At 63.2% G+C, this 19,028-nt stretch carries 18 protein-coding genes; 7 read left to right on the top strand and 11 right to left on the bottom strand.

Annotated elements, in window-relative coordinates:
• Positions 1–6 precede the first annotated feature (6 nt).
• The 3 genes from moaC to lexA all read left to right on the top strand — a co-directional run bounded on the left by moaC (position 7) and on the right by lexA (position 2,502).
• Positions 7–477 (top strand): cyclic pyranopterin monophosphate synthase MoaC, encoded by a 471-nt coding sequence (gene moaC / locus RA24_RS06225; RefSeq protein WP_019297778.1) that lies wholly within the window; start codon positions 7–9, stop codon positions 475–477.
• Entirely contained in the window at positions 478–1,650 is a 1,173-nt protein-coding gene (locus RA24_RS06220) for a molybdopterin molybdotransferase MoeA (RefSeq protein ID WP_039190529.1), read from the top strand. It abuts the gene before it with no gap.
• A 144-nt stretch (positions 1,651–1,794) separates the two neighbouring features.
• Entirely contained in the window at positions 1,795–2,502 is a 708-nt protein-coding gene (gene lexA, locus RA24_RS06215; protein ID WP_019297776.1) for a transcriptional repressor LexA, read from the top strand.
• Here the strand turns inward: lexA and RA24_RS06210 are convergent.
• Complete coding sequence (locus tag RA24_RS06210) at positions 2,496–4,559, bottom strand: ComEC/Rec2 family competence protein (protein WP_039190528.1); 2,064 nt, start codon at positions 4,557–4,559, stop codon at positions 2,496–2,498. The genes lexA and RA24_RS06210 overlap by 7 nt on opposite strands.
• A gap of 79 nt (positions 4,560–4,638) precedes the next feature.
• On the opposite strand from RA24_RS06210, the gene gltX reads away from it, so the two are divergent.
• The 4 genes from gltX (at position 4,639) to RA24_RS06190 (ending at position 9,943) form a co-directional block, all read left to right on the top strand.
• Positions 4,639–6,039, top strand: coding sequence for a glutamate--tRNA ligase (gene gltX, locus RA24_RS06205; RefSeq protein ID WP_039190526.1), 1,401 nt, complete (start codon positions 4,639–4,641; stop codon positions 6,037–6,039).
• A gap of 127 nt (positions 6,040–6,166) precedes the next feature.
• The gene (locus tag RA24_RS06200; RefSeq protein ID WP_019297773.1) at positions 6,167–7,462 is read left to right on the top strand and encodes a citrate synthase; all 1,296 of its coding nucleotides are present in this window, start codon (positions 6,167–6,169) and stop codon (positions 7,460–7,462) included.
• Between the two features lie 291 nt (positions 7,463–7,753).
• On the top strand, positions 7,754–8,554 hold the full coding sequence (locus tag RA24_RS06195) for a calcium-binding protein (RefSeq protein WP_039190562.1): 801 nt from the start codon (positions 7,754–7,756) through the stop codon (positions 8,552–8,554).
• Between the two features lie 306 nt (positions 8,555–8,860).
• Positions 8,861–9,943 (top strand): calcium-binding protein, encoded by a 1,083-nt coding sequence (locus tag RA24_RS06190; protein ID WP_039190524.1) that lies wholly within the window; start codon positions 8,861–8,863, stop codon positions 9,941–9,943.
• A 59-nt stretch (positions 9,944–10,002) separates the two neighbouring features.
• Here RA24_RS06190 and RA24_RS06185 read toward each other — a convergent pair whose 3' ends face one another.
• The 10 genes from RA24_RS06185 to RA24_RS06140 all read right to left on the bottom strand — a co-directional run bounded on the left by RA24_RS06185 (position 10,003) and on the right by RA24_RS06140 (position 18,858).
• Positions 10,003–10,782, bottom strand: coding sequence for an enoyl-CoA hydratase-related protein (locus RA24_RS06185; RefSeq protein ID WP_039190523.1), 780 nt, complete (start codon positions 10,780–10,782; stop codon positions 10,003–10,005).
• A 110-nt stretch (positions 10,783–10,892) separates the two neighbouring features.
• The gene (locus tag RA24_RS06180) at positions 10,893–11,366 is read right to left on the bottom strand and encodes a cytochrome c-type biogenesis protein (protein WP_029204980.1); all 474 of its coding nucleotides are present in this window, start codon (positions 11,364–11,366) and stop codon (positions 10,893–10,895) included.
• 5 nt (positions 11,367–11,371) lie between these two features.
• Positions 11,372–13,336 (bottom strand): heme lyase CcmF/NrfE family subunit, encoded by a 1,965-nt coding sequence (locus RA24_RS06175; protein ID WP_039190521.1) that lies wholly within the window; start codon positions 13,334–13,336, stop codon positions 11,372–11,374.
• Positions 13,337–13,446: 110 nt separating this feature from the next.
• Positions 13,447–14,022 (bottom strand): holin family protein, encoded by a 576-nt coding sequence (locus tag RA24_RS06170; protein WP_039190519.1) that lies wholly within the window; start codon positions 14,020–14,022, stop codon positions 13,447–13,449.
• Positions 14,013–14,624, bottom strand: a complete 612-nt coding sequence (locus RA24_RS06165) for a holin-associated N-acetylmuramidase (RefSeq protein ID WP_039190517.1) — start codon at positions 14,622–14,624, stop codon at positions 14,013–14,015. The genes RA24_RS06170 and RA24_RS06165 overlap by 10 nt, the downstream gene beginning before the upstream one ends.
• Positions 14,625–14,821: 197 nt before the next feature.
• Complete coding sequence (gene ccmE / locus RA24_RS06160; RefSeq protein ID WP_039190515.1) at positions 14,822–15,265, bottom strand: cytochrome c maturation protein CcmE; 444 nt, start codon at positions 15,263–15,265, stop codon at positions 14,822–14,824.
• Positions 15,266–15,305: 40 nt separating this feature from the next.
• Positions 15,306–16,334 (bottom strand): N-acetyl-gamma-glutamyl-phosphate reductase, encoded by a 1,029-nt coding sequence (gene argC / locus RA24_RS06155; RefSeq protein ID WP_039190513.1) that lies wholly within the window; start codon positions 16,332–16,334, stop codon positions 15,306–15,308.
• 114 nt (positions 16,335–16,448) lie between these two features.
• The gene (locus tag RA24_RS06150) at positions 16,449–17,258 is read right to left on the bottom strand and encodes a glutamate racemase (RefSeq protein WP_039190511.1); all 810 of its coding nucleotides are present in this window, start codon (positions 17,256–17,258) and stop codon (positions 16,449–16,451) included.
• A 9-nt stretch (positions 17,259–17,267) separates the two neighbouring features.
• Entirely contained in the window at positions 17,268–18,146 is an 879-nt protein-coding gene (locus RA24_RS06145) for a lysophospholipid acyltransferase family protein (RefSeq protein ID WP_039190509.1), read from the bottom strand.
• Positions 18,147–18,264: 118 nt separating this feature from the next.
• On the bottom strand, positions 18,265–18,858 hold the full coding sequence (locus tag RA24_RS06140; RefSeq protein ID WP_039170150.1) for a dimethylsulfonioproprionate lyase family protein: 594 nt from the start codon (positions 18,856–18,858) through the stop codon (positions 18,265–18,267).
• Positions 18,859–19,028: the final 170 nt, after the last annotated feature.

The raw sequence follows: 19,028 nt of genomic DNA, 5'->3' as shown, positions 1-19,028 counted from the left end.
AGCCTCATGAGCCTCACCCATTTCGACACCAAGGGCGACGCCCATATGGTCGACGTCTCGGACAAGGCAGTGACCTCGCGCATCGCCACCGCCGAGGGCCACATCACCATGGCGCAGGAAACCTTTGATATCATTGCCGAAGGCCGCGCCAAAAAGGGTGACGTTCTGTCTGTGGCCCGCCTTGCCGGTATCATGGGGGCCAAGAAGACACCGGACCTGATCCCGCTCTGCCACCCGCTGCCGGTGACCAAGGTCGCGGTGGAACTGACACTGGACCCGGACCTGCCCGGCGTGCGGGTCGAGGCCACTGTCAAAACCACCGGCCAGACCGGGGTTGAGATGGAGGCGCTCACCGCCGTCTCCACCGCCGCGCTCACCGTCTATGACATGGCCAAGGCCGTGGATAAGGCAATGCAGATCGGTGGAATCCGCGTGACTCTGAAAGATGGCGGAAAATCAGGCCGGTACGAGGCGTAAATGATACCTGTCAGCGAAGCCCGTGCGCGTCTTCTGGCGCTTGTCAGCCAGCTGGAAACCGAGGAAGTTCCGCTGGACCAGGCCGCAGGCCGGGTGCTCGCCCGTGACGTCCAGGCCCGCCGCGACCAGCCGCCGTTCTCCGCCTCCGCCATGGATGGCTACGCGGTGAACGCCGCCGAAGTTGAGCTGCACGCCATGTTCAAGGTGATCGGCGAGGCCGCAGCCGGCCACGCTTTCGCTGGCCGTGTGGGCGCAGGCCAGGCAGTGCGGATCTTCACCGGCGCCCCGGTGCCGGAAGGCGCAAGTTTCGTTGTCATTCAAGAGGATGTGACCCGCAGCGGCGACCTCATCACCATCACGGATGCGCCCGGCATCAACCACAATATCCGCCCCCGCGGCGGTGATTTCACCGATGGCCAGACCGTCAGCGCGCCGCGGCTGCTGACGCCTGCAGACGTTGCCCTGCTGGCCGCGATGAACATCCCCGCGGTCCCCGTCACACGCCGCCCGGAGGTTGCGCTGATCTCCACCGGCGACGAACTGGTGATGCCCGGGGATGCGCCCGGACCGGATCAGATCATCGCCTCCAACACCTTCGGTCTCAAGGCGATGCTGGAGGGCATTGGCGCCCGCGCCCGCATCCTTCCCATCGCCCGCGACACCGAAAGCTCCCTGCGCACCGCGTTTGAACTGGCAGAGGGCGCCGACCTGGTTGTCACCATCGGCGGCGCCTCGGTCGGCGATCACGATCTGGTAGGAAAGGTGGCGCAGGACCTCGGGATGGAGCGCAGCTTCTACAAGGTTGCCATGCGCCCCGGCAAACCGCTGATGGCCGGCCGCATGGGCAGTGCTGCAATGGTCGGCCTGCCCGGCAACCCGGTTTCCGCCATGGTCTGCGGCCACGTGTTCCTAGCGCCGGTGATCCGTACCATGCTGGGACTGCCGGCGGAGGCCGCGCAGCTGCGCACGGCCACCCTGGCGGCTGCCCTGCCGGAAAACGGCCCGCGGGAGCATTACATGCGGGCGCAGGTCGAAAACGGCCAGCTGACAGCCTTTGAAAACCAGGACAGCTCGCTCCTCACCGTGCTAGCAGAGGCCAATGCCCTCCTGGTGCGTGCACCAGATGACAGCGCCCGTGCGGCAGGCGAAGCGGTGCAATACCTCCCCGTCTGACCCCGCTTCTTCTTTGCACAAATACTCAAACCGGTGGCGGCAGCCTCCGGGCCTGTCGCTGCCATTCTTCAGATACAGCCATGTTGACACAAAACGTGAACATGCGTAGAACAAAAGAAAACCTGAGGCACGGAGGGAGCGGCGATGCTCACAAAGAAGCAACTTCAACTGCTGGAATTCATTCACAAACGCCTGCAACGCGATGGCGTGCCCCCCAGTTTTGACGAAATGAAGACCGAACTCGACCTCAGGTCGAAATCCGGCATCCACCGGCTGATCACAGCGCTGGAGGAGCGCGGCTTCATCCGCCGCCTGCCTCACCGTGCGCGTGCCATTGAAATTATCCGCCTGCCAGAAAGCCTTGGCGGCACTGGCGAACCGCAGGGGTTTGCCCCCAAGGTGATTGACGGCGGTCAGGCCAAAACCACCGCTCCTGCCCGCGCTTCGGCGGACCCGCTGCGCCAAGCGGCGGTTGAACTGCCGGTGATGGGCCGCATCGCTGCCGGTGTTCCGATTGAGGCGATCAGCCAGGTTTCTCATCAGGTCGCAGTGCCAGGGGGCATGATTGCCACAGGCGGCCAGCACTACGCGCTGGAAGTGAAGGGCGATTCCATGATTGAGGCCGGTATCAACGATGGCGACATCGTGGTGATCCGCGAAAGCGCTGCCGCCGACAACGGCGACATCGTGGTGGCGCTGGTCGAAGGCCAGGAGGCAACGCTGAAACGCTACTACCGCGAGGGGTCGATGATCGCGCTGGAGGCCGCCAACCCGGCCTATGAAACCCGCCGCTATCCCGAAGACATGGTTCAGGTCCAGGGCCGCCTGGTCGGCCTGATCCGCACCTACTGACCTCCAGCTCCACTCAGCAGCTGCCGCAGGCGGCGGATTTCCCGCCCCTCCGGCTGCCAGCCGGTCCAGGGCCGCTCGCCTGCAGCCTCCCGCGCTGTCAGGATCTCACCTTCGCGTGTCATGGCAATACTGCCGGTCTGCCGCATTACCTCCGGTGTCAGCAGCAGGCAATTGCCGTCGCCCGGCACAGTGGAAATGATTATGTCCTTTTCGTTGCAGCCGCTTACAGCCGCCAGCTTACGCTTTCCCGGCGCGTGCAGCAGACGGTAGCCCGCGCCCTGCCAGACCGGAATCCGGTCCAGCCCTTCTTCCCAGCGGGCAGCGGCAACAGGCTGAGGTGCCGGATCGCCGTCGTTCTCCAGCCAGATCCCGGCGGTGAACGCCTGCCCCTTGGCGCGCGACAGCGCACGGCCATCTGCTTCCATCACCCCGATCAGCCCGCCGGAGTCGGCAATCAGGATGTCGGGACGCCCGGATGAGGTCCAGAGAGCAAAAGCTGCTGCGGCTGGCAGCAGACCTGCCAGCCGCAACCGCCCCTGCCAGGCCACCGCAAAGACGAACCCTCCGGCCAGCAGCGGCAGCACCCAGGGCACTGGCGCCGCCACATGCGACACTGCACCGTCAAAGCCGGATACGGTACTGGCCACCATCAGGATCCAGTCCAAGCCCCATTGCATCACTGTCAGTCCGATCCACTCCAGCCCCAGCGGCGCCAGGCACAGCGCCAGCACCACAGCGGGGATCACAACCGTGCCCATCACCGGTACCGACAGAAGGTTTGCCAGCAGGCCGTAATGCGGAATGGTATTGAAATGCGCCGCCGCAAAGGGGGCCGTTGCCGCCCCGGCCACCGCGGAGGAGACAACCAGCGCCAAGACAGGCCGCAGCCAGCGCGGCCCCAGCGGCACCTGCCCGTCCCGCAGCGCGGCAAATACGGCCACCAGCGCTGCGGTGGCGGCAAAGCTCATCTGGAAACCAGGGCTCAGCAGGCTTTCCGGCCGCCTCAGCAACACGATCACCGCCGCCACCGCGACCGCGCGCAGGGTGACCGCCCGGCGGTTCAAGAGCACCGCGCCGAACATCACCGCCACCATGACAAAGGCGCGCTCTGTCGCGACATTGCCGCCCGACAGCAGCAGATACCCGGCCCCCGCGGCCAGCGCAGCAACTGCGGCCAGTTTCTTGACCGGCCAGCGCAACGCAACCCAGGGTACCATGCACATCAGAGTTCTAAGCGCTGCAAAGACAAAGCCCGTCAGCAGCCCCATATGCAGGCCTGAAATTGCCAGCAGATGCGCCAAGTTGCTCTGCCGCAGCGCGGTCAGTGTTTCCTCACCCACGCCGCTGCGGTCGCCGGCTGTCACAGCCGCGGCAAACCCGCCGGCCTCGCCCGGCAGCTGTTTTTGCAAATACTGCGCCAGCGATCTGCGCAGCTGCTCAACCGGTTTGTCATCTCCGGGGGCTTCGGCCAGCAGCACCGGCACGCGGGTATATCCCAGCCCGCCCAGCTGTTTGAACCATGCATGGCGGCGGAAGTCGAAACCGCCCGGCTCCGCCGCCCCCTGCGGCGGCAAGAGATGCGCGGTGGTCATCACCCGCGCGCCGGGCGGCGGTATGTCCGCTTGCTCCTTCAGTGAAACCCTGACCTGCGCGGGCGTATCCTCCGGCGCAACCAGATCCAGCCGCACCTGATCCAGCGTCAGCCGCAGCGCGTCCGTGGGAGAGCGGTCGACAGTCACCACCCGACCCTCAACCGGTCCGTAATAGCGGAAGTCCAGTACCGGAGCGGCCACCAGATGGGTGCGTGCAAACGCCAGGCAAATCCCCGCCGCCAGAAGCGCTGGAACCCAGCACAGAAAGGCCATAGGCCGCCGCAACAGCGCGCAAGCCCCCAGCAGCAGCGACGCACAGCCCAACGCGGTTATTGCCGCGGTGCCCGGCTCGGTTTTCAGGCTGAAATAGGCTCCGATCCCGGCACCCAGAAACACCGGCACCCAGGGAAACAGGTTGCCGCGCTGGCCTTGCAGAACGTCGCTGACTGCAGTTCCAAGCCCCATGCTTGCCCCCCGCCTTCTGGCCCGGTAGACAGGCGGAAACTCTACGCCTCACATGGTTTCCAAAAGGTAAATCCTGCACATGACCCAACCGGTTGTCACCCGCTTCGCGCCCTCTCCCACCGGCTATCTGCATATCGGCGGCGCCCGTACCGCGCTGTTCAACTGGCTCTATGCCCGCGGCCGCGGCGGCAAGTTCCTGCTGCGGGTCGAGGATACCGACCGCGAACGCTCCACGCCGGAAGCCACCGCGGCCATCCTGCAGGGCATGGAATGGCTGGGCCTGGATCACGACGGCGAGGTGATCAGCCAGTTTGAGCGCGCGGACCGCCACGCCGAAGTCGCGAAACAGCTTCTGGCCGAGGGCAAGGCCTATAAATGCTTTGCCACCCAGGAAGAAATCGCCGCCTTCCGCGATCAGGCCAAGGCAGAGGGCAAATCGACGCTCTATCGCTCTCCCTGGCGCGACGCGGATGCCGCCAGCCACCCGGACGCGCCTTATGTGATCCGCATCAAGGCGCCGCAGGACGGCGCCACCGTGATCCAGGATGAGGTGCAGGGCGACGTTACCATCCGCAACGACCAGCTGGATGACATGATTCTGCTGCGCTCCGACGGCACCCCGGTCTATATGCTGGCGGTGGTGGTCGACGACCACGACATGGGCGTGACCCATGTGATCCGCGGCGACGACCACCTGAACAACGCCGCCCGCCAGATGATGATCTACCAGGCGATGGGCTGGGACGTGCCGGTCTGGGCGCATATCCCGCTGATCCACGGCGCCGATGGCAAGAAGCTCTCCAAGCGCCACGGCGCGCTTGGCGCACAGGAATACCAGGCGATGGGCTATCCGGCTGCCGGCATGCGCAACTACTTGGCGCGTCTCGGCTGGTCACACGGCGATGACGAGTTTTTTACGGACGCGCAGGCCAAAGAGTGGTTTAATCTCGGCGGCATCGGCAAAAGCCCGGCCCGGTTCGACACCAAGAAGCTGGAGAATCTCTGCGGCCAGCACATTGCCATCGGCGATGATGCCGCACTGCGGCAGGAAATCTGCGCCTATTTGGCGGCTGCCGGGGAACCCGCCCTGACTGACGCGCAGTCACAAGGTCTCGAGCGTGCGATGTATTGCCTCAAGGACCGCGCGCGCACCTTCCCTGAACTGCTTGAAAAAGCGCATTTTATCCTTGCTTCACGGCCTCTTGACCGGGACGCGAAGGCAGAAAAGGCTCTGACTTCTGTATCCGATGGTATACTGGAAGAATTGACGCCGCAGCTGCAAAATGCTAGCTGGGTCCGTGACGATCTGGAGGCGCTTCTGAACGGATTTGCAGAAGCCTATGATACCAAGTTCGGCAAACTGGCAGGCCCCTTGCGGGCGGTGCTGGCCGGCCGGGCGGTAACGCCTTCGGTGTTCGACATGATGCTGATTCTAGGCCGCGAGGAAACCCTCGCCCGGCTCAAGGACGCAACAGGCTGACTGCGGTCTTAACGCCCGGGAAAGCCTGTTTTGATACGACAACCCCTGCGCGAAACCGCGCAGGCGCTGCCCGCATGAATGCACCCGGACCGGGCGGTATTCGTGCCTGCAACAGGAAGGGACATTTATGACCGACACACAGAAATCAGCCACGCTCACGCTGGATGGCGAAAGCTTTGAGCTGCCCATTTTCTCGCCGACGGCCGGGCCCGATGTTGTCGACATCCGCAAGCTCTACGCGCAGGCAGGTGTGTTCACCTACGACCCGGGCTTCACTTCCACCGCCAGCTGCGACAGCACCATCACCTATATTGATGGCGACAAAGGCGAGCTGCTGCACCGCGGCTACCCGATCGACCAGCTGGCGTCCAAATCGCATTACCTCGAGGTCTGCTACCTGCTGCTCTACGGTGAACTGCCGACCGCAGCCCAGCTCGAGGATTTCGAGACCCGTGTGACCCGTCACACCATGGTGCATGAGCAGATGCACAACTTCTTCCGCGGCTTCCGCCGCGATGCGCACCCGATGGCAACTCTGGTGGGTGTTGTCGGCGCAATGTCGGCCTTCTATCACGACTCGCTGGACGTGACCGACCCCTGGCAGCGCGAAGTTGCCGCCGTGCGCCTGATCGCCAAGCTGCCGACCATCGCCGCAATGGCTTACAAGTATTCGATCGGCCAGCCGTTTGTGTATCCGCGCAACGATCTGGATTACGCGGCCAACTTCCTGCACATGTGCTTCTCGGTTCCGGCCGAGGAATACCATGTGAACCCGATCCTCAGCCGGGCGATGGACCGTATCCTGACCCTGCACGCGGATCACGAGCAGAACGCCTCCACCTCCACCGTGCGCCTGGCGTCTTCCTCCGGGGCGAACCCGTTCGCCTGCATCGCAGCCGGCATCGCCTGCCTCTGGGGCCCGGCCCACGGCGGCGCCAACCAGGCCTGTCTGGAGATGCTCAAGGAAATCGGCACCGTCGACCGCATTCCGGAATACATCGCCCGCGCCAAGGACAAGAACGACCCGTTCCGCCTGATGGGCTTTGGCCACCGCGTCTACAAGAACACCGACCCGCGCGCGACCGTGCTGAAACAGTCCGCCGATGAAGTGCTGGAGCTCCTGGGCGTCGATGACAACCCGCTCTTGCAGGTCGCCAAGGAGCTGGAACAGACCGCGCTCAACGACCCCTACTTCATCGAAAAGAAGCTGTTCCCGAACGTCGACTTCTACTCCGGCATCATCCTCGAGGCGATGGGCTTCCCGACTTCGATGTTCACCCCGATCTTCGCGCTGTCGCGCACCGTCGGCTGGATCTCGCAGTGGAAGGAAATGATCGCCGATCCGCAGAACAAGATCGGCCGCCCGCGCCAGCTGTATCTGGGCGAAACCCTGCGCGACTACGTCGACATCGAACAGCGCTGAGCGCCGGTTCAAAACATTTCAAACGCCCCGCCGACTGCGGGGCGTTTTCTTTTGTGCTCACTCCGCACACGGCCGCCCCGAACGCTGCGGGACGACCCGCGGAAAGGGTGGCGATACGGGACAATAACCGGTTTCCCGCGGGACTGTTTCTTCTGAAAATTCAATATTTAAGAGTATTTGACTAAACTCACACAACCTCATACTGAACTGAGGAGTTTACTCAATTTGGCAGACCGCCCCGCGCGCGTATTTGCAGACTGCCATCTGCCAGACAGCTATGGGATTGATGACATGGAATTTTTGATCTTGCTCGGCATCGGCCTCACCATAGGCGGCGTGGCGATTGCGCTGGATGACGACGATGATGAGGTGCAGGCCTCCTCCAGTGAACCGACTGATGGGGATGACAGGCTGTCAGGCTCCACCGGCGACGACCTTATCCTGGCAGGCGAAGGCGATGACGCCGTGCTGGGCAACGAAGGCGATGATCGGCTTTTTGGCGCTGAAGGTGTGGACATTCTGCTCGGCGGCGAAGGCGATGATTTCATGCGGGGCGGTGATGCTGCTGACCTGCTGATTGACGGCGATGGCTCCGATACGCTCATGGGTGACGCCGGAGACGACGTTATCATTGCCAGCGGCTTCTTGAATGACGAGGCAACGTCCGACCTGCTAGCCAACCCTCCTGCAGGCATCACTGAATCAGAAATTCTGGAACTTCTGGAAATTGATTTCTCACAGGACACTGACACCGCTGGGGACGAGGTCTCTGGCGGAGCCGGCGACGACATCATCTATTTTGGCAGTGATGATACCGTTACAGGCGGAGGTGACGGCGACACATTCGTAACCGGCCATTGGATTGAAGAAAACGGCGGCGCAGTAATCACCGACTTCAATCCGGACGAAGACCAGATCGTCTATGGCTACGACCAGAACGAGGGTTTCCCGTCCCTGACCCTTGAAACCCGCGAAGCGGAAGACGGCAGCATGGATGCGGTGCTGCTTCACAACGGAAACGAAATCCTGACCGTTATAGGACAGGGAAATTCATTCAGCCTGTTCCAGAATATCAGCTTCGAAGCGATCTGAAAAAGGGCAGCGGATTCCGATCCGCTGCCCCTTGGCATTACAGTCAATTGACTGCCTCAGCGCCTCTTGAATTTTGCGGGCCGTTTTATACCGCAGAGGAATCGGCTGCCGGTTAGGTGACACACCCACTGCGCTCTTACTCGCGGGTAATTGTCCACATTTTCCGATTTCCGAACAACCAGGTCTTTCCATGATGATTGTCCTGAATTTGCCTGCCAAACAAGTTCACGAACCGCAAACCTAGCGTTGTCCGGCCTGTGGATACCGGCAATTTTAGACAAAGAGTTCTTAAAATGGGGGGCTACGATGATTTGGCTCGTGGCATTAGGGGCAACGATTGCTGTGGGCAGCATCATTGCCGGATCAGATGATGATGACGATGTTGTCTTCGGCACCGAAGACGGGGATGAGACCGGCGGTATGGATGCCGGCGGAACAGACAGTGGCGATCTAGGAATACCTGGTGTTGATGACGAGCCTGACACCGGAACGGACGGCGGAGATGCTGGCTCCACTGGTGACAGGGACGGCAACAGTCCGGAAGGAGACGGAGACAGCGCAGGTTCCACAGGGGATGATGCTATTGTCTACTTCGAAGGCGAAGACGATGCCTTTGACGGAACCGAAGGCAACGACACAGCCTATGGCGGTTACGGCAATGATGCTCTGAATGGCCAAAGCGGTGCTGATGGGCTGGACGGGGAGGACGGTGACGATACGCTCTCCGGTGGTGCGGGTAACGATGTGCTGCAAGGCGGTTACGGAAATGATTCCCTGTCGGGCGGCGCGGGTAACGATTTCCTGCAATCGGAATCCAATGACGATATCCTGCAGGGAGGCCGTGGCGATGATGGGCTTCATGGCGGAAATGGCGCCGACACGCTGACAGGCGGCGATGGCAACGACCTGCTGAATGGCGCTTCGCTGGAAATTCCTGATCAATTGCTTGAGGACTGGCTCGCGGACTTTGAGGCCGGGCAGGAACCAAACAGCTTTGGCGGAAACGGTGATGCTATTGTCGATGACTTCATCGGCGACAGCTTGGACGGCGGCAGCGGTCAGGACACACTAATCGGCAGCGCCTTTGACACGCTGACCGGCGGTGAGGATGCTGATGTGTTCGTGACCGGCGACTGGAACACCAGTTTCTTCACGTCACTGGTGACCGATTTCAACACTGCCGAGGACATGATCGTCTACCGCTATGACGAAACCGGCAGCGAACCGGTCATGACGATGGAGACCGTGGCCAATGACGACGGCACCATGGATGTCCGGATCCTTGCTGATGGTCTAGCAGTCATGGACCTGCAGGACGTTGCATCAGATTTTGATCTGGCAACCCATGTGACGCTTGTTGCAGCGCCAATGGCTGCTCCGCCGGCCTGACAACGAAAATCCGCCGCGCTGCTTTGGCAGGGCGGCGGTCGATAACAGGCTTCGCCGACTCAGCGTCCCTCGAATTTCGCGGGGCGCTTTTCCATGAAGGCGGTGACCCCTTCCAGGAAATCCCGCGTCTTGCCGCACTGCCCCTGAAGATGCGCTTCCTCCGACAGCTGCTCTGCCAGGGTGCGGGTATAGCTGTCACGCAGGGCGGTTTTGGTTGCCGCCAGCGCCTTGGTCGGGCCTTCGGCCAGATAGGCCACCCGCGCGCGCCAGTGGGCGTCGAATTCCGCGTCCGGCACGGCTTCCCAGATCATGCCCCAGTCGCTGGCCTGCTGCGCGCTGATGCGGTCGGCAAACAGCGCCGCACCCGTCGCCTTGGCCAGGCCGATCTGGCGCGGCAGGAACCAGGTGCCGCCGGCATCGGGGATCAGTCCGATCTTGGTGAAGGCCTGCATGAAGAACGCGCTTTCGCAGGCAATCACCACATCCGCCGCCAGCGCCAGGTTGGCCCCTGCCCCGGCTGCTGCACCGTTGACTGCGGCCACTACCGGAACCGGGCAATCATAGATCGCCTGCAGCATCGGAAGGTATTCATCCCGCAGGGTGCGCTCCAGATCCAGCGCGCCGCCGGTGCTGCCTGCATCGCTCAGGTCCTGGCCGGAGCAAAACGCATCGCCCGCGCCCGTCAGCACCACGGCCCGTGCCTCAGCTGCGGCCAGCCGCATCGCATGGGTGATTTCCGACCGCATCCGGCTGGTCAGCGCATTCTTGCGCGCCTCCCGGTTCAGCGTGATCACCGCCAGCCCGTCCTGCAGTGAAAACAGGATTTCTTTGTATTCCATCGGAGTGCCCCATCTAACAATAGCCTTGGGCCGCGCGATCTGTCCGCCTGCGCAGCCGGTTGGCAGGCATGGTGACGCAAAGCGCGCGGGCCGGAAAGACAGACCCGGCGTCAATCCTCCAGGATTTTCTTGAGCCGTTCCTGCTCTTCCGCGCTCAGGGATTGCTCTGCCGCCTTTGGCGTGCGCGCCCGGCCGCGGACATAGAAGATCCCGATCACCAGCGCTGCCAGCAGCATCAATGGACCCGCAGCCCAAAGCAGGAGGTTGGCGCCCTGCGCCGTGGGATTCAGCAGCACATACTCGCCATAGCGGTCGACGATGAAATCCATCGCCTCCCGGTCGCTGTCCCCGGCCACCAGCCGCTCGCGCAGCAGGACCCGCAGGTCGCGGGCCAGGTCGGCATTGGAGTCATCAATGCTCTCATTGCGGCAGACCAGGCAGCGCAGATCTTCGGACAGCTCGCGGGCCCGGGCCTCCAGCGCCGGGTCCTCCAGCACCTCATCCGGCTCCACCGCCAGCACCGGGGCCGGAACGAAGAATGCAACAGCCACCAGCGCCGCCAGGGCAAGGATCAGGAAACGCATCTGTTTCATTCCGCTGGCACTCCTGCAGAGGGTGTCTTGCGCGCGCCCGCGGCAACGCGGAAACGCCGGTCGCTGAGGCTGAGGAGCCCGCCAAGCGACATCAGGATGCAGCCTGCCCAGATCCAGTTGGCAAAGGGCTTGATATAGGTCCGCATGGTCCAGCTGCCGTCCGCCTGCTGATCCCCCAGCACCACATAGAGGTCACGGGTCACGCGGTAATCAATCGCCGCCTCGGTGGTGGGCATCTTGGCAACCGGGTAGTCGCGTTTTTCCGGGAACATGACCGCCTCGGGGCGGCCGTTGCGGGTGACTTCGACGCGGCCTTTGGTGGTGAAATAATTCGGCCCCTGCTCGCGGCTGACATCCGTCAGAACCAGAGTAAAGGCGCCAACCTCAAACGGCTCGCCAATACGTGCCACGCGGATGTCCTCCTGCTCCCAGGCGGTCAGGCCAGCGATGGCAAAAATGGTGATGCCGAGGCCTCCATGGGCCACGGCCTTGCCCCAGTCCGCCCGCGGCAGCCGCAGCATCCGGCCGATGCGGTTCGCCTTGCCGCTGCGCAGCCACAGGTCGGCCAGCGCGCCAAAGACCATCCAGGAGCCCAGGAACAGTCCCACCGGCCCCAGCGCCGATTTGCCGGTCTGCATCGCCCAGGCCAAGACGCCCAGCGATACCGCCAGCACGAAAACATAGCGCAGCTGCCAGGCCACCTTGCCGATCCTGCCGCGTTTCCACGGCAGCATGGCGCCAATCGGCATGATCAGCCCCAGCACCACCATGAACGGCGTGAAGGCGGAATTGAAGAACGGCGGGCCGACGCTCAGCTTGCGGGCAAAGACCATCTCCGCGATGATCGGCCAGACGGTGCCGAAAAACACGACAAAGCAACTGACGGCCAGCAGGATATTGTTGGCGACCAGCGCGGTTTCGCGGCTGACGGTGCCAAACAGGCCCTTGGCCTCCATCGCCTGGGCGCGTGCGGCAAACAGCGTCAGCGCGCCGCCGGTGAAGAAGGCCAGGATGAACAGGATGAACACGCCGCGCTCCGGGTCGTTGGCAAAGGCATGTACACTGGTGATGATGCCGGAGCGCACAATGAAGGTGCCGATCAGCGAGAATCCGAAGGCGAGGATAGCCAAGAGGATGGTCCAGCTTTTCAGGGCCTCGCGCTTCTCCACCACGATGGCAGAGTGCAGCAGAGCGGCAGCCAGCAGCCAGGGCATGAAGGAGGCGTTTTCAACCGGGTCCCAGAACCAGAAACCGCCCCAGCCAAGCTCGTAGTAGGCCCACCAGGACCCCAGCGCGATGCCGATGGTCAGGAACACCCAGGCCGCCAGCGTCCAGGGCCGCACCCAGCGGCCCCAGGCGGCATCAATCCGGCCTTCGATCAAAGCGGCCACGGCAAAGGAGAACGCCATGCTGAGGCCCACATAGCCGAGGTAGAGGAATGGCGGGTGGAAGGCGAGGCCCGGGTCCTGCAGCAGCGGGTTCAGGTCCTGGCCGTCGAACGGCGGCACCGTCAGCCGCAGGAACGGGTTGGAGGTGAACAGTATGAAGGCAAAGAAGGCCACGCCAATCGCGGCCTGAACCGACAGCACGCGGGCTTTCAAGGTGGGCGGCAGCCCGCCGCCAAAGACGGAGGCCATGGCGCCGAATAGGCTGACGATCAGCACCCACAACAGCATCGAACCCTCGTGGTTGCCCCAGGTGCCGGAGATTTTATAGAGCATCGGCTTGGCCGAATGGCTGTTCAGCGTCACCAGCTTCAGCGAGAAGTCCGAGGTGATGAAGGCCCACATCAGCGCGCCGAAAGAGAACGCGGTGAACAGGAACTGCGCCTGTGCTGCGGGCTCTGCCACGGCCATCCAGCCGGGCCAGCGTTTATGGGCGCCGATCAAGGGGATAACGGCCTGCACAATGGCAATCATGAAGGCGAGAATTAGGGCGAAATGTCCGAGTTCTGTGATCATGTGCCGGTCTGTCCATGCATGGTCTTCAGGGATGGGTTTCCTATACGCCTGTCTGCCGGGAGGGCCAATGGCAAACGCCGCGCCACGCCGCCGCAGAAGGCAAATTGTGATCAGCCGCGGCTGGTTTTCCAGGCCCTCAGGGCCGGGTTGACCTCCGTTTCGGTGGCATCCAGCCGGGCGGCGGCATCGGTGCCGGTTGCCGCGGCAGCCGGTGAGTCTGCCCGCAAACCTTCAAGTGCCTTGATGTTGCGGGCCACCTGCGGCGCCCTTGCCATGCTGGCGGCCAGCCCCTGCTGGAATTCCTGGCTTTTCATCTGATGGCGCGCTCCGAAGTAGAAGGAGACGATGACCCCCAGCAGCCACCACAAGGGTTCCGGCACCAGCGCCAGCCCTTGCATTCTTGCAGCAAACCAGACCGGATCTGTCAGAGCCGCCCCCATCAGCGCAAGGGTTCCAAGCGCCAGCAAAGGCCGGGGCAGCCGGTTCACACCGTCCATGAAGCGGTCGAACCGGCTCTTGCCGCCATATTGAAACTCCGCCGCCAATTGCTCCAGCGCGGCGCCCTGCATTGCGTACGCCCGTTCTGCACCGGCTTCGGCGTTTTCCCGGAAAACTTCAACAGTTTCCCGCAACACGTTGCGCTGGCTTCCGAAAATCAATCCCAGAATATCTGTGATCAGCCCCATTCTGCCGTCCTCCGCTGAAATGCTTGCCGGCTCAGGTGGTACTGGGCAGAGATGAATTCCTCCGCCCGTTTGATCCAGCCGCCTTTGGTGCCGTCACGGGCGCGGGCGAACTTGCGGCTGGCCGCGCGGCGGTCAGCAAGGCGGAAATAGTAATTGCGGCGCGCTATGCCATAGGCGTCGCGCAGGGCGTCCGCGTCAACCAATGCCGCCTGCTCGGCCGCCGATGCCGTCTCCGGGCCGATGGCGCCGTCCACAACCACGCCAAATCCCATTTCATTCAACAGCCGCTGCAGGATGCGCACCGCATTGCTGCCTGCATTCACATACATGTCGAAGACAGTCGCCTGCAGGCAGGCTGGCAAGCTGGCGATGCGGGGCGCCTCGTAATAATGGCGGACGAAAATCTCCACCGCCTGCGCCCGGCTGAGCGCCTGCACATCCGCAACTCCCACCCGCCCGTCGCCGGTCAGGTCCAGCCCCAGCCGCCGCATCGTGCCGATGGTCACACCGTATTTGGTTGCGCCGCCCGGGTCAGCCGGGTCATTCACAAAGCCGCCTTCGCGCGCCACGATCTGTTCTGCAATCTCAGTCACTGTCAGCATGTCACCTCACCACTTTCCGGTTCGAGCAATACTGCCGCACAGGACCTAAGAACCCCTGACACCACCGTACGCAGGGTACGCAACACCCCTGCAGAGCGCTGCCGCGCCGTGCATCGCGCGGCGCCCGGCCCAACGCAAAACGCCCCCCGTAAGGGAGGCGTTCTTGGGGCGGGAGCGCTCTGCTTCCATGACCGGGCTTAGGTTTCGGGCTCCTGATAAACCCCTTGTTCCTTCAGCGCGTCCATGACCTCCTTGGGCATGTAGGTCTCGTCATGTTTCGCCAGGATTTCAGTGGCTTCGAACACGCCATTGACGTAGCTGCCGGTGCCGACCATGCCCTGGTTCTCCTCGAATAAATCGGGCAGCACGCCGGTATAGGCGACGGGCACCGTAGCGCCGCCGTCGGTCACGTCGAAGCGCACGGTCATGCCCTGGCCGCGCTGCAAAGAGCCTGCGGCCACCAGCCCGCCGATGCGGAACACCTCGGAGGGTTTCGGCGGTTCCTCCGCCACCTGGCTGGGCGAACGGAAATAGTTGATCCCGTCCTGCAGGGCATAGCCGATCAGGACGGTGGCAACGATCAGGGCCACCGCGGCAATGGCGATGACCTGGATACGGCGCTGTTTCTTCAGGTTCTTCATGGTGTCCTCAATTCAAGCCCAAGCCAGCGCCGCTCCCGGATCAGGGGAACAGCGGCGCCATCATCAGGCCTTCGGTCTCTTCCTCACCTAACATCAGGTTGGCGTTCTGCAAGGCCTGGCCGCTGCTTCCTTTTGTCAGGTTATCCAGTGCTGCGATGACGATGGCGCGGCCTTCGATCCGGTCCTGCGTCACGCCGATATGGCAGAAGTTGGAGCCGCGCACGTGGTGGGTGCTTGGCGCCTCGCCAAAGGGCAGCAGTTCGATGAAGGGTTCATCGGCGTAAGCCTTGGCAAAGGTCTCATGGATCGCCTTGGCGTCGCCCTTCACATAGACGGTCGCCAGGATGCCGCGGTTCACCGGCAGCAGGTGCGGGGTGAACTGCACCTTGACCGGACGGCCTGCGATTTTGCTGAACTCCTGGTCGAACTCGCCCAGGTGCCGGTGGGTGCCGCCGATGGCATAGGCGTGGTAGCCCTCGCTCAGCTCTGCGTGCAGCAGGTTTTCCTTGAGCGAGCGGCCAGCGCCGGAGACGGCGCATTTCAGGTCCAGAATGATGTCGTCCAGATCAATAACACCCGCCGCGATCAGCGGCCGCAGAGCGAACTGGCCGGTGGCGGCGTTGCACCCCGTTCCGGCCACCAGACGGGCGGATTTGATCTCTTCCCGGTAGAACTCGGTCAGGCCGTAGACTGCTTCTTCCTGCTGCTCCAGCGCGGCGTGGGGGTTGCCGTACCATTTCTCATACTCCGCCGGGTCGCGCAGCCGGAAGTCTGCCGACAGGTCAACGATCTTCAGGCTCTTGGGCAGGCCTGCGATCACTTCCTGGCTGGTTTTATGCGGCAGCGCGCAGAAGCAGAGGTCGATGCCCGCAAAGTCGATCTCGTCGATCTTGCACAGCACCGGCAGCTCCATATGGCGCAGGTGCGGGAACACTTCGGCCATAGTCATGCCGGCCTTGCGGTCGGCAGACAGCGCCGCGATGTCGATGTTCGGGTGCTGGGCAATCAGCCGCACGAGTTCGGCGCCGGTGTAGCCGGAAGCGCCAAGGATAGCCACTTTATGGGTCATGTCAGACCTCGTCTTTCGATGTGATATGCCGGTTCCGCAGCCATCTGCGGAGAGAAATAGGGAAAACTGCGCCCGCGCACTTTGACCTGGAACAAGGTTCCAGGGCGTTTGCGGTCAGGCCGCCTGAAAGGAGATTTCCCGTCGGAGAAACTGGGTCGCGCGGTCGCTGACACGTCGGGGCTCACCGGTGGTGAAGAACCCGCCCGCACCGTTGCCGTACATGTTCGGGTGGCGGGTCAGATAGTCCGACAGGCTGTCGGCCACCAGGTTGCCTTGGCTGAAGACCTTGACGTCCGGACCCAGTGCTTCCTGAAAAGTCTTCTCCATCAGCGGGTAATGGGTGCAGCCGAGGATCGCGGCCTGCGGGTGCGGCATCTTGCGCTTCAGCGCATCGACGTGGGAGCGCACCAGCGCCTCGGCCAGGATCATGTCGCCGTCCTCGATCGCATCGACAACACCGCCGCAGGCCTGCGCCTCGACGTCGACACCGATGGCGCGGAAGGCCAGTTCCCGCTGAAAGGCGCGGCTGGCAACGGTGGCGGGTGTGGCAAACAGCGCCACGTGTTTCACCTCCACCTCGCGCGGCGGCGAGTTGTCACCCCACTGCCGCTCGGTCAGCGCCTCAATCAGCGGCACAAAGACGCCCAGCACCCGCTTGCCCTGGGGCAGGCCGCCCTCCTGCATCCGGCGCAGGGCGGCGGCAGAGGCGGTGTTGCAGGCGAGGATCACCAGATCGCAGCCCTTGTCCCACATGTCGGCCACGGCGGCTTTGGTCAGCTGATACACATCCTCAGCATCGCGCACGCCATAGGGTGCGCGGGCGTTGTCGCCGTAGTAAAGGAAATCCACATCCGGCAGGCGCTTTTGCGCCGCGTCCAGGACGGTCAGCCCGCCCAGGCCTGAATCAAAGATGCCTACAGCCATGTCGCCTTCTCACGCGCGGTGTTTCTCTTCGAACTCAAACCCGTACGCATAGGATTTGAGAGGTTCTGGAGAAAGCTCATACGTCGCTTTGCGCAAGAAATCCATAAGGGCTTTTGTATCACCTGCCAAAGGCGCCAGAACGTCGCGGCCAATTGGTTCACCGATCACCACACGGACAGGTGTGCCGACCCGCTTGCGGAACTCCTGGATCAACAGCCCCATGCGCAGGGTTGCGTGCAGATGGCTGGCGATCTGGAACAGGCGCGAGGTGTGGCCGTCAAAGTACACCGGAACCACCACCGCCTCCGACTTGGCGATCATCCGGGCCGTGAATCCGCGCCAGCCCGGGTCCATCGGATGGCCCATAGGACGCGCCGCGGTGGAGACGGTGCCGCCTGGGAAGATGCCGATGGCGCCGCCCTGCCCCAGATAGCTGAGCGCCTCCTTGCGGGTTTGCAGGTTGGTTTGCATTGCTTCCCGGGTCTCGGCAAAGTCCACCGGCAGGATCACCTTGTTCAGATCCTCCGCCTTGCGGAAAACGTGATTGGCGAGAATGCGGAAATCGCCGCGGGTCTGGGCCAGGATATGCCCCATCATCAGCCCGTCGAGAATGCCGTAGGGGTGGTTGGCTATCAGGATCACCGGCTTGTCTTGCGGGATGTTCGCCAGCGCGCCGCCAGCGATATCCAGCGTCAGCCCGTAGCGTTCGGCCATGACGGTCCAGAAATCCCGTCCCGCGGCGACCTCCTGCTCATAGCCTGCAGCGCGGCGGATCAGGTTCAGCCGGCCGGTGGAGTTCTCCATCAGCCGGATGACCGCGCGGCCCGCGCGGGTAGACGCCGAATGGGCATAGGAAATGTCACGGGCGATATGGCGCTGCGCCTGCATCTGGGCGGGTCTCCGTCTGGTGATACCGGCCAGATAAGACCGGCAGCGCTCTATGCAACAGGTCTGTGACAGGGATGTGACGCTTTGCAGCAAACCGCTGGCCGGGGCTGATACCGGGTCAGGCTGCGGCTTCCCGGTTGCTGCCCATTAGAGGCAGGCCCTCCAACCCGGCGCCGCGCCACAGCACATATGTCAGGATCGGCTCTGCGCCCGTGTTCATCGCATGCGGCTGCCAGCCGCTGTGCAGGCGTGTATCGCCAGCGCCCAGCCAGCTCTCGTTCTCTTCTGTCAGGAACTGCGCGCCGCCGCCCAGAACCACATACAGCTCCTCTGCCTCGTGGCTGTGCCAGTCGTAATTCAGCCCGGCGCCCCAATAGGCGATATAGCCGCGCAGCTGGGTGCTGCGGAAATGGCCGGTTGGTCCGAACAGCTCGAAATAGCCGTAGTTCTGCAGGAAATGCGCGCCGACTTCTTCCTCGGTGTAGGTTTGGGTCCAATGCGCTTGGGAGGCCGAGTTGCGCAGAGCATTGATCAGCGGCTGGGTCGCGGCAGTGCAAGGCTGCTCGAACCCGGCCACCTGATCCAGCGCGGGCATTGCTGCGGGCGCAAGCGCGGCCGGCTGCAAATCACCGGGCCAGGGCGCAAATTCGCGCAGAGCAGGCAGTCGGCTGTGCAGTTCGCGGGCGGCCTGCAGGGCCTGAGAGAGGGACATCGGGCGGCTCCTTTCCGGTGCAGCAGAAACATGCAATCCGGGCCGAGCCTAGCGGCGGCGCGTCAAGCCGCGCGCTGCATTTGCAGGAAAATTGGCCAAAAGCGACCGCCGCAGCAAAAATTTTCAAGCGGACCGGTCCCAAAAGGCGGAACGGCAAACGCCGCGCGTCA

The organism is Leisingera sp. ANG-M6 (genome assembly GCF_000813905.1).
GTDB lineage: Bacteria > Pseudomonadota > Alphaproteobacteria > Rhodobacterales > Rhodobacteraceae > Leisingera.
This window is presented reverse-complemented; position numbering and strand designations above follow the sequence as displayed.

Excerpts from the sequence above, each read along its gene's own strand:
- moaC (WP_019297778.1), top strand. The coding sequence starts at position 7 with ATGAGCCTCACCCATTTCGACACCAAGGGCGACGCCCATATGGTCGAC.
- RA24_RS06220 (WP_039190529.1), top strand. The coding sequence starts at position 478 with ATGATACCTGTCAGCGAAGCCCGTGCGCGTCTTCTGGCGCTTGTCAGC.
- lexA (WP_019297776.1), top strand. The coding sequence starts at position 1,795 with ATGCTCACAAAGAAGCAACTTCAACTGCTGGAATTCATTCACAAACGC.
- RA24_RS06210 (WP_039190528.1), bottom strand. The coding sequence starts at position 4,559 with ATGGGGCTTGGAACTGCAGTCAGCGACGTTCTGCAAGGCCAGCGCGGC.
- gltX (WP_039190526.1), top strand. The coding sequence starts at position 4,639 with ATGACCCAACCGGTTGTCACCCGCTTCGCGCCCTCTCCCACCGGCTAT.
- RA24_RS06200 (WP_019297773.1), top strand. The coding sequence starts at position 6,167 with ATGACCGACACACAGAAATCAGCCACGCTCACGCTGGATGGCGAAAGC.
- RA24_RS06195 (WP_039190562.1), top strand. The coding sequence starts at position 7,754 with ATGGAATTTTTGATCTTGCTCGGCATCGGCCTCACCATAGGCGGCGTG.
- RA24_RS06190 (WP_039190524.1), top strand. The coding sequence starts at position 8,861 with ATGATTTGGCTCGTGGCATTAGGGGCAACGATTGCTGTGGGCAGCATC.
- RA24_RS06185 (WP_039190523.1), bottom strand. The coding sequence starts at position 10,782 with ATGGAATACAAAGAAATCCTGTTTTCACTGCAGGACGGGCTGGCGGTG.
- RA24_RS06180 (WP_029204980.1), bottom strand. The coding sequence starts at position 11,366 with ATGCGTTTCCTGATCCTTGCCCTGGCGGCGCTGGTGGCTGTTGCATTC.
- RA24_RS06175 (WP_039190521.1), bottom strand. The coding sequence starts at position 13,336 with ATGATCACAGAACTCGGACATTTCGCCCTAATTCTCGCCTTCATGATT.
- RA24_RS06170 (WP_039190519.1), bottom strand. The coding sequence starts at position 14,022 with ATGGGGCTGATCACAGATATTCTGGGATTGATTTTCGGAAGCCAGCGC.
- RA24_RS06165 (WP_039190517.1), bottom strand. The coding sequence starts at position 14,624 with ATGCTGACAGTGACTGAGATTGCAGAACAGATCGTGGCGCGCGAAGGC.
- ccmE (WP_039190515.1), bottom strand. The coding sequence starts at position 15,265 with ATGAAGAACCTGAAGAAACAGCGCCGTATCCAGGTCATCGCCATTGCC.
- argC (WP_039190513.1), bottom strand. The coding sequence starts at position 16,334 with ATGACCCATAAAGTGGCTATCCTTGGCGCTTCCGGCTACACCGGCGCC.
- RA24_RS06150 (WP_039190511.1), bottom strand. The coding sequence starts at position 17,258 with ATGGCTGTAGGCATCTTTGATTCAGGCCTGGGCGGGCTGACCGTCCTG.
- RA24_RS06145 (WP_039190509.1), bottom strand. The coding sequence starts at position 18,146 with ATGCAGGCGCAGCGCCATATCGCCCGTGACATTTCCTATGCCCATTCG.
- RA24_RS06140 (WP_039170150.1), bottom strand. The coding sequence starts at position 18,858 with ATGTCCCTCTCTCAGGCCCTGCAGGCCGCCCGCGAACTGCACAGCCGA.